Source organism: Enterococcus lemanii, from assembly GCF_016909125.1.
GTDB classification, from domain to species: Bacteria; Bacillota; Bacilli; order Lactobacillales; family Enterococcaceae; genus Enterococcus_I; species Enterococcus_I lemanii.
The window spans coordinates 1-13,827 of the sequence record NZ_JAFBFD010000002.1 but is presented as its reverse complement, the minus strand read 5'-3'; the positions used below and the strand labels follow the sequence as shown (position 1 = coordinate 13,827).

The window sequence follows — 13,827 nt, the reverse complement described above, 5'->3', positions numbered from 1 at the left end:
TGAAAAATGACAAAAAAAGAAAGCTAGATCTTTTTAGCTTTCTTTTTTTGTCTAATCATTTCCTTGATATAAAATGCCTTTGTTTGCTAAAGCTTCTTTGATTTTAGCCAAACTCGCTTCATTTTGATAACGAATCGTATGTAAATGAATCCCATTGGTTAATTGTGAAAGTAAGCGTGAGTTCGAACTCCGGTATTTTTTCATAAAACTTTGAATTTGTTCCGGAGTGGCAATATACAAGCCCCCAACCAACTCACCATACAATTCATGTTCCACAATCACATCAATGACTTCGGCCCCATGCTCAATAATCGTCGCTAATTCTTCTTCGGTTTGGTCTTCTCCGTGTTGAACAGCAATTTTTGCCAGCAAACCTTTTTCTGCGACGACTGCATTTAATTTGTATCCTCTGGCCGTCGCAATAATGTCTTCACCAGCGGCACGTAACAAAGCGACATCACCGACAATCGATTGACGGCTGACGCCAAAATCTTTAGCAAAGCGACTGGCACTGATTGGTTTTTTTGCCCCTTGCAATTCTTGTAAAATTTGCTGACGTCTTTGCTCTCCTTCTAACATGATCTATCCCTCCAATTGTTGCTTTTGATAGTGACGTGATTTTTCCATAATGGCTGAAAAGGTGTCCACAATGGTTGTTTCGTAAGCTTTTTGTTGGACTTGTTGTGCAACTTTTTCTAAAACTTGACTTTCACGCGTGGAATCTAAAATCGGTGTGTCTTGTTCTTTTTTAATTCGGATCACTTCCGAAACGGCCGTCATTCTTTCTTCCAGTAACTGAACTAATTTGGCATCAATGACGTCAATCGTTTGACGGACTTCTGCTAGGTTTTCAGCAGCTTGTTTTTTTGGCTCAACCGCTTTAATGACGCGTGCTGGGTTACCGGCAATGACTACGTTGTCTGGAAACGACTTAGTCACCACACTGCCTGCACCAACAACAACATTATTCCCTAACGTAACCCCTGGTACAATCACACTGCCGCCACCTAACCAAACATTGTCGCCAACCGTTACCGCTGCCCCATTTTCCAAGCCACTCTTACGTTCTTCTGGGTCGATCGGGTGACTCGCCGTATAAATTTGAACATTTGGTGCAAGCATGCAATCATCCCCAAATGTAATTGGACAAACATCTAGTAAGGTACAATCAAAATTGGCATAAAAATTCTTTCCAACAGTGATATTATAACCGTAATCAAAGCGTAAATTCGGTTCAATATAAGCCGAATTTGTTATTTGACCAAACGTTTCTTTCAAGATTTCCTCACGTTTTTTTGGATCCATTTCTGCATTAAATTTCATCATTTGTTTACGGGCATAACGACGATCAGCCACGAGCGTTTCATCGCCTGCTAAATAGTACTCGCCCGCAATCATTTTTTCTTTTTCACTTTTTTGGTTCATTGAATAAACGCCTCTTTCATTGATTGTTCTTATTTTCTATTATACCTAAAATTTTCGTTCACGGGTATGTTTGTTTTTATGCCCCTTTTTCACAATCTTTCTTTTCTTTTTCAAGATTTTCATGACAGGTTTTAAAAAAAATGGTAAAATAAAGCCGACTATGATGAAACGAGGTGAAAAAGATGTTAGCATCGATTATTTATTGGGCTATTATTTTAGTTTGTATTGCTTGGGCTGCAATTAGCTTGTTCTTCTCTGTTTTCTATTTAACTCGTAAAGAAAATGGGAACCTATGGGCGTTTGCTCTTTTCAACGTACTAGTTGCGATTGTTTTAGCGATTGCACTCGTAGTTTTCCGTACGTGGGGATTTGGTGTTACTCAGTATTCAAGTTTAATTTATATCGTCTTAGCAGCTTTAGGTGGTTTAACTGTTTTACAAGCCATCTTAGGACGCGAACCAAAAATTGCTTAAACCTTGATGTGTGTTAGAAATCTCAATGATTTTTAACACTTTTTTTATTTAAACAAGCAAAAAAATCAGATTCCAAAGCTTCTCAACCATATTTGACATTTCTTCTTTTATCCGCTAAACTCTGTAAAGGAATAAAAATAAAATTGAATACGAGATACCTTCAACCAGGTAGAGGTCGCGAGGTTCATTAACCCTGTCGAGTGAAGCAACACGATGACGCAGGACTAGGGAACATCGCCGAAATAATTTTTAGCTGCTTTTCTAAAAATTGTTGGGTCGCAAGCGAATAACTTGCGAACTGTCTTAGTTTATACTAAGGTGCGCTATGTATTGTGAAGAGATTGTCGACAACTAAATGTTTTTTTGTCTTGTCCACAGCCGCTTTCTATCCATAGGAAGCGGCTGTTTTCTTTTATCGATTACACCCGGTCATAAAAAACCTTTACAACTCGTCATTTAAAGAAAAGAGGAAGATTCATGAAAAAAAGAAGGACCCTATTATTACTATTTACCTTTGTCTTGTCCCTAATCATTGGAAGCTTACCTGTTGTTGCAGATGATTTAACCCCGACAGATGAGTTTCGGGTGGGGATGGAAACCGCTTATGCCCCTTTTAACTGGACACAAACAAGTGATGCGAATGGTGCTGTTTTAAAGTACGGGGAATCAAAAGCTTATGCTGGCGGTTACGATGTTGAAATTGCTAAAAAAGTCGCTGAAGGCTTAGGCAAAAAACTCGTCATTGTCGCAACACAGTGGGATGGCTTAGTCCCGGCTTTAACCTCTGGAAAAATTGACGCGATTGTAGCCGGGATGTCCCCGACTGCTGAACGTCGAGAAAAAATTGACTTTACAGATGCTTACTATGAATCGCATTTAGTCATTGTGACGCGTAAGAACAGTGATTTCTCACAAGCCACTTCACTGGAAGATTTTACTGGAGCCAAAATTACTGGGCAATTAAATACCTTTCACTATGGGGTCATTGATCAAATTCCTGAAGTAAAAAGACAAGACCCGGCCAAAGATTTTTCAGCCATGCGTGTGGCACTCGCTTCAGGCATCATTGATGGTTATGTCAGCGAGCGACCTGAAGGCGTGACGGCAACAAACGTCAATGAAAACTTTGCGATGGTCGAATTTTCACCTGAAAATGGCTTTCAAACAAACCCTGAAGATGTGCAAGTAGCCATCGGTATGCGTAAAGGCGATCCACTTGTCCAAGAGGTGAATCAAATTTTGGCCGGGATTTCAGACGATGAGCGGACGGCTTTAATGGACGCGGCGATTGAAAACCAACCTTCTGCTAATCAAGAAAGCAGTGGTACCCTTTGGAGCTCATTAAAGAAAATTATCGATGATTATGGGATTTTATTTTTACAAGGAGCCGGTTTAACTCTCTTAATTGCTATCTTTTCGACTTTTGCAGGGACAGTCATTGGACTACTAATTGGTGTCTTTCGAACAATTCCTAAAAGTGAAAACCCCGTTGCACGTTTCTTCCAAAAACTGGGTGATTTACTCTTAACGATCTACATTGAAGTTTTCCGTGGTACCCCAATGATGGTACAAGCAATGGTCATCTTTTACGGCCTGGCTTTAGCTTTTCAAATTGATTTAAACCGAACCGTAGCCGCTTTGTTTATTGTTTCAATTAATACAGGTGCTTATATGTCTGAAATTGTTCGTGGTGGTATTTTCGCTGTGGATCGTGGGCAATTTGAAGCCGCCCAAGCAATTGGAATGACGCACTCTCAAACGATGAATAAGATCGTCTTACCACAAGTAATTCGCAATATTTTACCTGCCATCGGAAACGAGGCGGTGATTAACATTAAAGATACCGCTGTGTTAAGTGTCATTAGTGTTGGCGATTTATTCTTCCAAGGAACGGCCGCTGCTGGAACAAACTATGAATTCTTCCAAACGTTCTTAATTGTCGGTGTGATTTACCTCGTAATGACGTTAAGTGCGACCCGCTTATTACGCTTGATGGAAAAGAAAATGGATGGCCCTTCTTCCTATGTAAAAGTAGAAGATTTGCCACAAGGAAATGAATAGGAGGAACTTTTTATGTCTGCAATCATTGAAATTAATCATTTGAAAAAAAGCTTTGGCGACAATGAAGTCTTAAAAGACATTCAAGTTTCCGTCAATAAAGGCGAAGTACTCACAATTATTGGCTCATCTGGTTCTGGAAAATCAACGCTTTTACGTTGCATCAACTTATTAGAAAAACCAACGAGCGGTGAAATTATTTACAACGGTGAAAATGTCTTACAAAAAGGCTATAATTTGCCGAAATACCGAACGCATTTAGGCATGGTCTTTCAGTCCTTTAATTTATTTAATAATTTAAATGTCTTAGATAACTGCATCACTGGCCAAGTAACAGTCTTAAAACGAAAACCAGAAGAGGCTGAAAAAATCGCATTAGCAAACCTAGAAAAAGTTGGGATGAAACAATTTCAAGGAGCCAAACCTAATCAACTTTCTGGTGGACAAAAACAACGAGTAGCCATCGCCCGTGCTTTGTCGATGAACCCAGATGTGATGTTGTTTGACGAACCAACTTCTGCTTTAGACCCAGAAATGGTCGGCGAAGTTTTAAAAACCATGAAAGATCTAGCTGATTCTGGTTTGACCATGGTTATCGTTACTCATGAGATGGGCTTTGCAAAAGAAGTTTCCGATCGCGTTATTTTCATGGATAAAGGCGTCATTGCCGAAGCAGGAACACCAGAAGAAATCTTCGGCCATCCAAAAGAAGAACGCACCAAAGCCTTTTTAAGCCGTATTTTAAGCGAACATTAAAAAGGTGAAAGAAAAAGGCGTTTCGCTCGGAGCTACTGGAAAAAAATACGAGCAAGCGCGTCTAGCGATTGCGCGTGTTTTTTGAAGTAGCCGAACGAGTTGCCTTTTGATACCCGTAAATAAGGTGGAAGAAAGGCCTTGATTCTTAATTATTCAACAGGCTGTGACTCGTGTTACAGCCTGTTTTTTTGTCGCTAACGTTCGTTTCCGAACAATCAAACGTCTTCCTTAAATTCCTCTAGCAATCTTCTTAGAATTTACTGAAAATTCTCTTTTTTCATTTGCTATTCAATAGGCGTTTTGTTATTTTTGTTACAACAATAAAGGAGCGTGGGGTATTTTATGGAAAAAAAATTAACATTTACCGATTATTTAACAATTGGTTCGATGTTGTTTGGTCTATTTTTTGGTGCTGGTAATCTAATTTTTCCCATCCATATGGGACAGATGGCCGGAGAAAATATTTTTTGGGCGAACCTTGGCTTTTTAGTTACAGGGATTGGCTTACCATTTTTAGGCGTCATCGCCATCGGAAGTTCAAAAAGTAAAGGGCTCTTTGATTTAGCTTCACGCGTCAATCGAAAGTACGCCTTTATTTTTACTATGTTGCTTTATTTAGTTATTGGTCCTTTCTTTGCTTTGCCACGGTTAGCAACAACATCTTTTGAGATTGCATTTGCTTCATCCGTTCCGACTGAACACTTAACACTTGGCTTAGCCTTATTTAGTGCGGTATTTTTCTTCGCTTCTTGGTTTTTAGCAAAAAAACCATCCAAATTATTTGATTATATCGGAAAATATTTAAATCCGTTTTTCTTAATTTTACTCAGTGTTTTAATTCTCTTAGCTTTCACCCGTCCACTTGGTAGTGTCGCCGGCGCTCCTGTTCAAACCGTTTATCAAGATTATGCTTTTTTTACCGGTTTTAAAGAAGGGTACAACACGCTTGATGCACTCGCTTCTTTAGCGTTTGGCATTATCATTGTGACAACCATTCAAAATCGCGGCGTCACAAAGCCTACCACCATCGCTGTCGATACGATTAAATCAGGGACCATTAGTATTATTTTAATGGGGATTATTTACACTTTACTTTCTTATATGGGGACCATGAGCCTCGGGAAATTTGCCATGACGGAAAATGGTGGGATTGCGTTAGCTCAAATTGCACAATACTATCTTGGTTCATATGGCAGCATTATTTTGGCTTTAGTAGTCATCTCGGCTTGCTTAAAAACCGCAATCGGATTAACCTCTGCTTTTTCTGAAACATTTTGTGAATTATTCCCAAGTAAAAGTTATTTATTTTTTGCAACAACGGTTAGTTTAATGGCTGGCATTTTTGCTAACGTTGGTTTAACCAAGATTATTGAGTTTTCAATTCCTGTTTTGATGTTTCTTTATCCTTTAGCGATGACTTTAATTCTTTTAGCAATTATTGGTCCAATCTTTAAACATGATCCAAAAGTCTATCAAATGACAACTTACTTCACCTTGTTTGCCTCCGTTATTGATGGTTTAAATGCGAGTCCAGCTTTTATTAAAGACACTGGCTTTTCTCAAACATTAATTGGGATTGGCGAAGCAGCCTTGCCATTATTTAGTATTGGAATGGGTTGGCTTTTACCAGCTTTAATTGGTTTTGCTGGGGGAATCATTTGGCGTTTTGCCTCAAATAAATAGGCCATTCAATAATTTTTTATTTAGGGGGAAATTGAGGTTGGTGCACGAAGTCGTTTTTTTAATACAAAATGCTTTTCTTCCTATTTTGTAAAAATAGGTACGATATTCTTAATAACTTTCGAAGATTTTCGTCACAAAAACTTCACATTTAGACCGTATTATATAAGTATACCAACAAACAACCCTAACAAACACTTTTTCATTTTTACTCCTTTCCTACCGGTCCCCGCCGGTAGGTATTTTTTTTTCTAAAAATAATGGCTGCTAAGAAAATGCTGGGGAAAATTATAGAATAAATAAACGAAATTAGACCCAATAGCTAAGGCGTTTTTTGCAAACTGTCCTTAGCTATGGGTCTATTTCAAATATCGCTGTTTCAATGTTTTTTATTTAATCAGTTGAGATTAATTTAGATTGAGTTTTTTTATTGTTGGGAATTCACGATAAGTTTGAAAAACAATTTTAATGCCTTTGGTCTGAACCGTTGGTAATTCCAAAATCTTTTTATACCCAACTAAGCCGCCTTCGCCCCATTTTTTCCACTGGTGGTTATGGTAATAATAAACACTAAAAGCTTCAATTCGTTGACTTTGGGTGATGTCTTCTTGCAATTGAATTCGTTGCAAGGTTTGTTCTTTTTCCCATTCGATTTGCAAATAAGGTTTCTGGTCAGTTATGGCACTTTGCCAAACGTTGCCTTCGCCTTGGATTAGTTCGGTTAAACGCACTTCTTTGAGACAAGAAGAATAACTTAAAGTGCCTTGCTGGATGATGGTTTGCTCTTGAAGTTGACGAATTTTTTCACCTAGCATCTCTAAGACTTGCACATCATTTTCATGAATTTCTCCTTGAGGATTGGGTGGAATATTTAATAAGAATGTCGCATTACCACCAACAGAATTCAAGTAAATTTGATACAATTCTTCCACGCTACGGACTTGTTCATCTTCTGCTTCATGATAAAACCAACCCGGTCGAATTGACGTGTTCACTTCTGCTGGATACCAAACGAGCGTCCCTTCATAATTCTCTAACACTTCGCGACTCCCTAAATCTTCATCGCCAGAAGTGACTTTCCGCGAAAACTTCCCATCATCAATTTGTTGTGAATGTTCCGCAATTTTTTCAAGGTCTTGCACTTCAATTGGTACGACACTCCACTCTTTGTCTCGCGTCTGTCCCGCTTCATTCCCACACCAACGAACGTCTGGTCCACAAACACTAATTGCTGCATTCGGCTGTAAACGACGAATCGTTTCATAATACCGCTCCCAGTCATAGGTTTGTTTTTTCCCATTTGGTCCTTCTCCATTTGCCCCATCTAACCAGACACTAAAAATTTCACCATAATGACTCAATAGCTCTGTTAGTTGCGCAATATAAAAATCATCATACGCCTTTCCACTGCCGTAACAAGCTTCATGGCGATCCCAAGGTGACAAATAGACGCCAAACTTCAAGCCATGTTTTTGGCAAGCGAGCGAGACTTCTTTCACTAAGTCGCCTTCTCCGTTTTTCCACGGGCTGCTGGCAATACTATAAGCTGTTGTTTGTGTCGGCCATAAACAAAAACCATCATGGTGCTTACAAGTTAAGATTACTCCTTGCATTTGTGAGGCTTTTAATTGTCTTACCCACAAATCGGCGTCTAATTTTTGAGGATTAAATAATGAAGCAGCTTCATTGCCAAGCCCCCACTCACGATCAGTCATCGTATTGATTCCAAAATGGATAAAGCCGTAAAATTCTGTTTGTTGCCAAGCGATTTGACGTTCACTTGGTGTAACCGCTGTTAATTGATTTAGTTTCATCGTTTTCTTCTTGCTCCTTCAAATATTGTTGCGTCAGTCGTTGTAAGTGTCGTGTTAGTTGTTGCAACATCTTAGCGAGCTGCTCTTCATTTTTGGTACTTTGGGCAACTCTTGCACCATAAGTATTCGTCGCGCCAGGCGGGCTGACCAATTCGTTTAAATCGCTAGTCAACGGTTTAACAAGACGCGCGTTTTTGTTTTTTAAATATAAGTATTTATTCACGTCATTTAGCCCGCGAATTAATTGTTGAAAACGAACCGATAAATAAGCCGCTTGTTCATTTTTTTGATGCGGATAGATTAAAAATGGATCGCCACTTTCCCAATACCAATGGCTGCCATCTTGTAAAGGATCCTTAGGCCAGGCATCGAGCGCCCACCGCAAAAAACCGTCACTTTCGTAAGATAAATAATACCAAGGCAACCACCGTGATTCTAGTGGATGACTCGCCAAAAACATCGCTGGATAATCACCTACACAATTATAAATAGAAGTAAATAACCCTTTTTCACGGCGCCGTTGACACATTTTTTGAAAATGCTCGCGCTGACCAAGATGACTTTGCCCAATTGCCAAATCATCAATTTGGTCAAGTAATTGTTCATCAAAACTTTGGTAATCCATCGCACAAGATATTTTTAAACGTTCGCCCGTTTTTTGATGAGGAAACTCGGCTAATAAATCAATCACGGCTTGTATTTCTTCTGCTGGCCGCTCATCAATCGCAATATACGTTCGGTCAAACCAATTTTTTCCTTCTAAATGTTGGGTAAAAGCCGTTAAAAATTGGCGCCAAAGGTCTTGCCACTTTTTTGACCCGACTGGATAAGTTCGGATTTGTTGCTCATTTTTTTCATCATAATAAGCAATTTTATCCGCCCATGGCAGTAGTGAAAAGCATTTTATCTTTTGTTGAATCCCCATTTCTAAATTTAGAGTGACATAACGATCAAACCAAGTAAAATCAAAAACGAATTGATCCGCTTGTTTTTTCCACTGAATTAAACTAGGATACGCATCGTAGGTTTGGTGATTCCAAGGATCATGAACAATCGTTGCTACAATTGTCTCTCCTCCGGCTTCTTGATATGGTCTTAAACTTTCTTGAATCTTTTCTAGATGCTTCATTTGAAAAAGTTCTTCACGAGGGATTTGGTAATAACGAGCAACAGCAAAAGGATACTGCCATAATTCCAAAGAAAATGCTTTTCTTTCAGGCAATGACAACGGCAATACTTGCTGATTCAAGCTAAATACGATCTCTGGATTATTTTGACATTTTAAAACAATGGTCCGTTGATACTCGCCAGCTTTTTTGAAAGTCGTTGCTAAACAAAATAGCTGACTGGTTTCAGTAAAAACCGTTTCTTTATCAACAGGTCGCAACAGATCTTGATACGTTTCTTTTGGTACAGCTGGTATTTCTCCCCAAACCGTTCCCCGACCGATATGCGCTTGTGTACTTGCTACATAAAATAACTGATGCTCATCTTTTGCTAAATTCGAAGTTGTTACTTGGTAGGCCACTTGTTCACTTGCTTTGACACAAAAATAGGCGTAGGCGGTTTCATTTTGCCAAGCGCTTGTTTGCGACCAGTCTTCCAACCATTTCACTTCCACTATTGTTTCATTCCTTTCAGGTTCTAGCTACTCTGTTAAGGATACTAAACTTCTGTTATTTTTGGTAGGGTTTTCGCAAAAAAAAAAAAATAACAACCAAGAATTTTTCCCTGGTTGTTTTAACTTATTTTAGGTCTTTTTCGAGTACCTAAAATACTAATTTTTTCAATTTGTTTTAGCGGAATAATTCTTAATTGTTTTTCGTTATCGTGTAGGCGGATGACCGCTTGTTTTTCACTGACTTTATTATTAATGACCGTTCCCACAACTGTTTCAAAGACCGAGACTTTCTCTGTCATCAATTGAAGAACGACAAGGTCTTGATTAACAGCTGCTTCATTCAACTTTTCTTGATACGTAGCAATGTTTTTTTGCTGCATCGCTTCTTCATTAAATAAAGAATCAAGTAATACAACCGAAGACATGACGAGGCGCTTACCGAGTTCTTTAAGTGTTAAATTCTTCTTTTCCATCTCTGTCATCCTTTCTTCACTGTATTTCTTATTTTATGCTAAAAAACAAGCAACCACTGAGTAAGTGCTTCTTCCAGTAACGTTTTTGTCTCAATAAAATTCCCCGTATACCAAGGATCCGGTACCGCTACTTCTTCTTTTCCAGGTACAACCGACATCAGTAAATGGATTTTATCTTGCCTCTCAAATGGCGCCATCGCAAGTAAATCTTTTTTATTTTGATGATCCATTGCAATAATATAATCAAATCGCTCAAAATCAGCCTTTGAAACTTGTCGGGCAATCATTTGCGACCAGTCAATCCCTGCTTCTGTTAAAACCTTTTGGGTACCTGGGTGAGGCGCACTACCTACTTCCCAGTGACTCGTAGCAGCAGAATCCACCTCAATCGCCAAGCCTTTTTCAAGGAATAGTTTTCTAGCGAGTCCTTCTGCCATTGGAGAACGACAAATATTCCCTAAACAAACAAATAATACTTTCGTCATTTAATTCCCTCCTCTTGCTGATCGTAGAGACGGTATGCTAAAAATTCAATGTCTTTTGCTAGTTGGAATAACTGTGTAGCCATCACTAGCGGTGTCTCCTGGTACCCTTCATAAATCCATGATTCAAAAAGACCCGTACAACCAAACGAAAAAAAACGGCTGTAAAATTGCACTTCTTGCCTAGATAGTTCATAACCAATTTTAACTTCTTGAAAAATTTTCTCAAAAATTAGTTGGATTCGATGACTAAACGTGGTGGTTAATAGCTCACGTCTTTCTTTTAAAACCGCTTGATAAAAGACATCATGCGCAATCATTGCCTTTAACATTTTTAAAGCTTGTTCTTCCCAATTATCAATTGAAACTTCTTCTTCACTTAAATGCTTTAGTGCGTCTTGATTAAAAATCCATTCAATTAACTGGTCTCGATCTTTAAAATGATAATAAAAAGTCTGGCGATTCACTTGTGCTTTTTCTGCAATTTCTTGTACGCTAATTAATTTATCGGGGCTTTCACTAACTGCCTTAATAAATGTTTCAGCGATTTTAATTTTTGTTTGATTCTCATTAAAAAAAACCATCGCCTATTCTCCTTGATATGGATAATTAAAATGTTGATAAGCTAAAGCCGTCGCCACTCGTCCTCGAGGGGTACGCTTTAAAAAGCCTTTTTGAATTAAATAAGGTTCATACATATCTTCAACGGTTTCTTGTTCTTCACCAATATTTACTGCCAACGTATTTAACCCTACAGGTCCACCACTATAAAGCTCGATCATCGTTTTAATTAACTTTTGATCGATATAATCAAGGCCTGCATGATCGACACGCAGCAAACTTAGCGCTTGATCTGCTGTCAATTGATTAATCACACCATTTCCTTCTACTTGAGCAAAGTCTCGCACACGTTTTAACAAACGATTGGCGATTCGTGGCGTCCCCCTTGAACGACGTGCAATTTCAATTGATCCTTCTTCCACGATTCTCGTTTCAAAAATATCAGCTGAGCGAATAATAATTTCTTGTAATTCAGATTCAGCGTAATACTCCATATGAGAAATAATGCCAAAACGATCTCGTAATGGTGCGGATAACATGCCTGCTCTAGTTGTTGCTCCGACCAGTGTGAACGGTGGTAGCGGAAAATGAACAGGATGAGCGGTCGTCCCTTGCCCTACCATAATATCAATATAAAAATCCTCCATCGCAGAGTAAAGCATTTCTTCTACAATTCGTGGTAAGCGATGAATCTCATCAATAAACAAAACATCTCCTGGCTCAAGTTCATTTAGTAATGCCACTAAATCACCAGGTTTTTCAATGACCGGCCCACTGGTTGTTCGAATATTGACACCCATTTCATTGGCGATTACCATTGCCATTGTAGTCTTACCCAAACCTGGTGGTCCATAAAGTAAAGTATGATCAAGCGGCTCTTCACGTTGTTTAGCCGCTTGAATATAAATCGTTAACTCTTTTTTTACTTTTTCTTGCCCGATATATTCTCTAAAAAATTGTGGACGCAAAGATTTTTCAAATAAATCTTCTTCTACTTCTTCAGGTGAAATAATCCGCTCTTCCATCAAATTCTCCTTTTACTTCTTCATAATTAGACGTAACCCTGTACGCAAGTATTCATCTGTTGTTGCGTCAGGTTGACTATTTAGCAAATTCTTATGCACGCGCTTCACTTCTTTTTCGCTATACCCTAACGCTTGTAAAGCTGCCATTGCTTCTTCTAAAGCCAAATTATCCGCTTTTGTTACGACAACTTGAGCTACCTCCGCACCTTCAGGTAGTAAATCACCTAATTTTCCTTGTAAATCTAAGATTAATTGTTGTGCTGTCTTTTTACCTACGCCAGGAAACTTAGTTAAATACGTCACATCACTATTTTCAATTGCTTGAATTAAACCTGTATGATCTTCATTTGCCATAATCGCTAAACCACTTTTAGGTCCAATCCCTGAGACACTAATTAGACGTAAAAATAAACTTTTTTCCTCTTTTGTTTTAAATCCGTATAAGGTATGCGCATCTTCTCGAACAACTTGATGAAGATAGATTTTTGTTTGTTGTTTACTTTTCCCAGCATAGTAATATGGATTTCCACACAAAATTTGATAGCCAATTCCCTGATTTTCTAAAACTAAATAAGCAGGGGTCGTTTCTATCACTTGACCAATAATATACTCGTACATATTTCTCCCTTTCTGCACATATGTTCCCTTTATTGTACCACAAAATGAAGAAATAAGAAAAACCTAGAAAGCAAAAATTAAAGTCGCTTTCTAGGTTTTTGCTTTATTTAAAATAATGTAAATAGTCATTATATCCTTTTTCAATCATCTCTTGTTTCGGAATAAATTGTAATGCCGCAGAATTAATACAGTACCTTAATCCACCTGATTCTTTTGGCCCATCTGGAAAAACATGCCCCAAATGAGAATCAGCTTCTGGGCTACGTACTTCAATTCTTGACATCCCATGACTGTTATCATGCACTTCTTTCATCTTTACTTCTGGCATTGGTCTAGTAAATGAAGGCCAACCACAACCAGCATCAAATTTATCTTTTGAAGAAAATAAAACTTCTCCACTGACAATGTCAACATAGATTCCCTCTTCATTATGTTGGTCATACTCGCCACTAAACGGCCGTTCTGTTGCATTTTCTTGCGTGACAGCATATTGAAGTGACGTTAATTTCTTTTTCAATTCCGCTTTTTTATCCATTTCATTTCCTACCTTCTTTCGTTCTCCTTTTATTCTCGCTAATTTTTCCAATTTAGGCGAATCATCTGCTTGAAAATATAAGTTATTTTAAAGTTCAGGCTCGTTTATTTATTGTAGGTTGGTTGAACAACATAAAATCCAATCGGTGAGTATTTAATTTCCAAGTTTTTAAGTAAAAAAAAAGAATTAGAAATCATTCTAATTCTTTTTCGCGTGGCGACGTCCTGCTCTCACAAAGGGAAACCCTTCACTACAATCGGCGCTAAGAAGCTTAACTTCTGTGTTCGGCATGGGTACAGGTGTATC

14 protein-coding genes, 1 rRNA gene and 1 riboswitch are annotated in these 13,827 nt (G+C 38.4%); of the genes, 4 read left to right on the top strand and 11 right to left on the bottom strand.

Annotated elements, in window-relative coordinates; all coding sequences use genetic code 11:
- Positions 1-51 precede the first annotated feature (51 nt).
- Together JOD14_RS00825 and JOD14_RS00820 are read right to left on the bottom strand one after the other, a co-directional pair.
- Complete coding sequence (locus tag JOD14_RS00825; RefSeq protein WP_204652791.1) at positions 52-579, bottom strand: transcription repressor NadR; 528 nt, start codon at positions 577-579, stop codon at positions 52-54.
- A gap of 3 nt (positions 580-582) precedes the next feature.
- Positions 583-1,425, bottom strand: coding sequence for a chorismate mutase (locus JOD14_RS00820; protein ID WP_204652790.1), 843 nt, complete (start codon positions 1,423-1,425; stop codon positions 583-585).
- Positions 1,426-1,607: 182 nt separating this feature from the next.
- On the opposite strand from JOD14_RS00820, the gene JOD14_RS00815 reads away from it, so the two are divergent.
- The 4 genes from JOD14_RS00815 (at position 1,608) to brnQ (ending at position 6,395) form a co-directional block, all read left to right on the top strand.
- A complete protein-coding gene (locus JOD14_RS00815; RefSeq protein ID WP_204652789.1) occupies positions 1,608-1,898 on the top strand; it encodes a hypothetical protein in 291 nt (96 codons plus the stop codon).
- 161 nt (positions 1,899-2,059) lie between these two features.
- Positions 2,060-2,232, top strand: a riboswitch (Lysine riboswitch).
- A gap of 143 nt (positions 2,233-2,375) precedes the next feature.
- Positions 2,376-3,959, top strand: coding sequence for an ABC transporter substrate-binding protein/permease (locus JOD14_RS00810; protein WP_204652788.1), 1,584 nt, complete (start codon positions 2,376-2,378; stop codon positions 3,957-3,959).
- A gap of 12 nt (positions 3,960-3,971) precedes the next feature.
- A complete protein-coding gene (locus tag JOD14_RS00805) occupies positions 3,972-4,712 on the top strand; it encodes an amino acid ABC transporter ATP-binding protein (RefSeq protein ID WP_239576018.1) in 741 nt (246 codons plus the stop codon).
- 342 nt (positions 4,713-5,054) lie between these two features.
- Positions 5,055-6,395: a branched-chain amino acid transport system II carrier protein gene (brnQ, locus tag JOD14_RS00800; RefSeq protein WP_204652787.1), complete on the top strand. Its 1,341-nt coding sequence runs from the start codon at positions 5,055-5,057 to the stop codon at positions 6,393-6,395.
- A 404-nt stretch (positions 6,396-6,799) separates the two neighbouring features.
- On the opposite strand, the gene JOD14_RS00795 is transcribed toward brnQ, so the two are convergent.
- From JOD14_RS00795 to rrf, 9 genes are all read right to left on the bottom strand, one after another.
- Complete coding sequence (locus tag JOD14_RS00795) at positions 6,800-8,206, bottom strand: alpha-L-fucosidase (RefSeq protein WP_204652786.1); 1,407 nt, start codon at positions 8,204-8,206, stop codon at positions 6,800-6,802.
- Positions 8,169-9,827, bottom strand: coding sequence for a glycoside hydrolase domain-containing protein (locus JOD14_RS13465; RefSeq protein ID WP_204652785.1), 1,659 nt, complete (start codon positions 9,825-9,827; stop codon positions 8,169-8,171). The genes JOD14_RS00795 and JOD14_RS13465 overlap by 38 nt, the downstream gene beginning before the upstream one ends.
- Positions 9,828-9,946: 119 nt before the next feature.
- Entirely contained in the window at positions 9,947-10,300 is a 354-nt protein-coding gene (locus JOD14_RS00785) for a hypothetical protein (RefSeq protein WP_204652784.1), read from the bottom strand.
- A 38-nt stretch (positions 10,301-10,338) separates the two neighbouring features.
- Positions 10,339-10,785, bottom strand: a complete 447-nt coding sequence (locus tag JOD14_RS00780) for a low molecular weight protein-tyrosine-phosphatase (RefSeq protein WP_204652783.1) — start codon at positions 10,783-10,785, stop codon at positions 10,339-10,341.
- Complete coding sequence (locus JOD14_RS00775) at positions 10,782-11,366, bottom strand: TetR/AcrR family transcriptional regulator C-terminal domain-containing protein (RefSeq protein WP_204652782.1); 585 nt, start codon at positions 11,364-11,366, stop codon at positions 10,782-10,784. Before JOD14_RS00775 ends, JOD14_RS00780 begins: the two co-directional genes overlap by 4 nt.
- 3 nt (positions 11,367-11,369) lie before the next feature.
- Positions 11,370-12,368, bottom strand: coding sequence for a Holliday junction branch migration DNA helicase RuvB (gene ruvB, locus JOD14_RS00770; RefSeq protein WP_379962525.1), 999 nt, complete (start codon positions 12,366-12,368; stop codon positions 11,370-11,372).
- A gap of 12 nt (positions 12,369-12,380) precedes the next feature.
- Positions 12,381-12,986 (bottom strand): Holliday junction branch migration protein RuvA, encoded by a 606-nt coding sequence (ruvA, locus tag JOD14_RS00765; RefSeq protein ID WP_204652780.1) that lies wholly within the window; start codon positions 12,984-12,986, stop codon positions 12,381-12,383.
- A gap of 103 nt (positions 12,987-13,089) precedes the next feature.
- Positions 13,090-13,521: a peptide-methionine (R)-S-oxide reductase MsrB gene (msrB, locus tag JOD14_RS00760; RefSeq protein ID WP_204652779.1), complete on the bottom strand. Its 432-nt coding sequence runs from the start codon at positions 13,519-13,521 to the stop codon at positions 13,090-13,092.
- A 211-nt stretch (positions 13,522-13,732) separates the two neighbouring features.
- A 5S ribosomal RNA gene (gene rrf / locus JOD14_RS00755) occupies positions 13,733-13,827 on the bottom strand; the annotation flags it as partial.

What these genes read in the sequence shown, in the direction of transcription:
- JOD14_RS00825 (WP_204652791.1), bottom strand. Translation starts at nt 579, where the DNA reads ATGTTAGAAGGAGAGCAAAGACGTCAGCAAATTTTACAAGAATTGCAA.
- JOD14_RS00820 (WP_204652790.1), bottom strand. Translation starts at nt 1,425, where the DNA reads ATGAACCAAAAAAGTGAAAAAGAAAAAATGATTGCGGGCGAGTACTAT.
- JOD14_RS00815 (WP_204652789.1), top strand. Translation starts at nt 1,608, where the DNA reads ATGTTAGCATCGATTATTTATTGGGCTATTATTTTAGTTTGTATTGCT.
- JOD14_RS00810 (WP_204652788.1), top strand. Translation starts at nt 2,376, where the DNA reads ATGAAAAAAAGAAGGACCCTATTATTACTATTTACCTTTGTCTTGTCC.
- JOD14_RS00805 (WP_239576018.1), top strand. Translation starts at nt 3,972, where the DNA reads ATGTCTGCAATCATTGAAATTAATCATTTGAAAAAAAGCTTTGGCGAC.
- brnQ (WP_204652787.1), top strand. Translation starts at nt 5,055, where the DNA reads ATGGAAAAAAAATTAACATTTACCGATTATTTAACAATTGGTTCGATG.
- JOD14_RS00795 (WP_204652786.1), bottom strand. Translation starts at nt 8,206, where the DNA reads ATGAAACTAAATCAATTAACAGCGGTTACACCAAGTGAACGTCAAATC.
- JOD14_RS00785 (WP_204652784.1), bottom strand. Translation starts at nt 10,300, where the DNA reads ATGGAAAAGAAGAATTTAACACTTAAAGAACTCGGTAAGCGCCTCGTC.
- JOD14_RS00780 (WP_204652783.1), bottom strand. Translation starts at nt 10,785, where the DNA reads ATGACGAAAGTATTATTTGTTTGTTTAGGGAATATTTGTCGTTCTCCA.
- JOD14_RS00775 (WP_204652782.1), bottom strand. Translation starts at nt 11,366, where the DNA reads ATGGTTTTTTTTAATGAGAATCAAACAAAAATTAAAATCGCTGAAACA.
- ruvB (WP_379962525.1), bottom strand. Translation starts at nt 12,368, where the DNA reads ATGGAAGAGCGGATTATTTCACCTGAAGAAGTAGAAGAAGATTTATTT.
- ruvA (WP_204652780.1), bottom strand. Translation starts at nt 12,986, where the DNA reads ATGTACGAGTATATTATTGGTCAAGTGATAGAAACGACCCCTGCTTAT.
- msrB (WP_204652779.1), bottom strand. Translation starts at nt 13,521, where the DNA reads ATGGATAAAAAAGCGGAATTGAAAAAGAAATTAACGTCACTTCAATAT.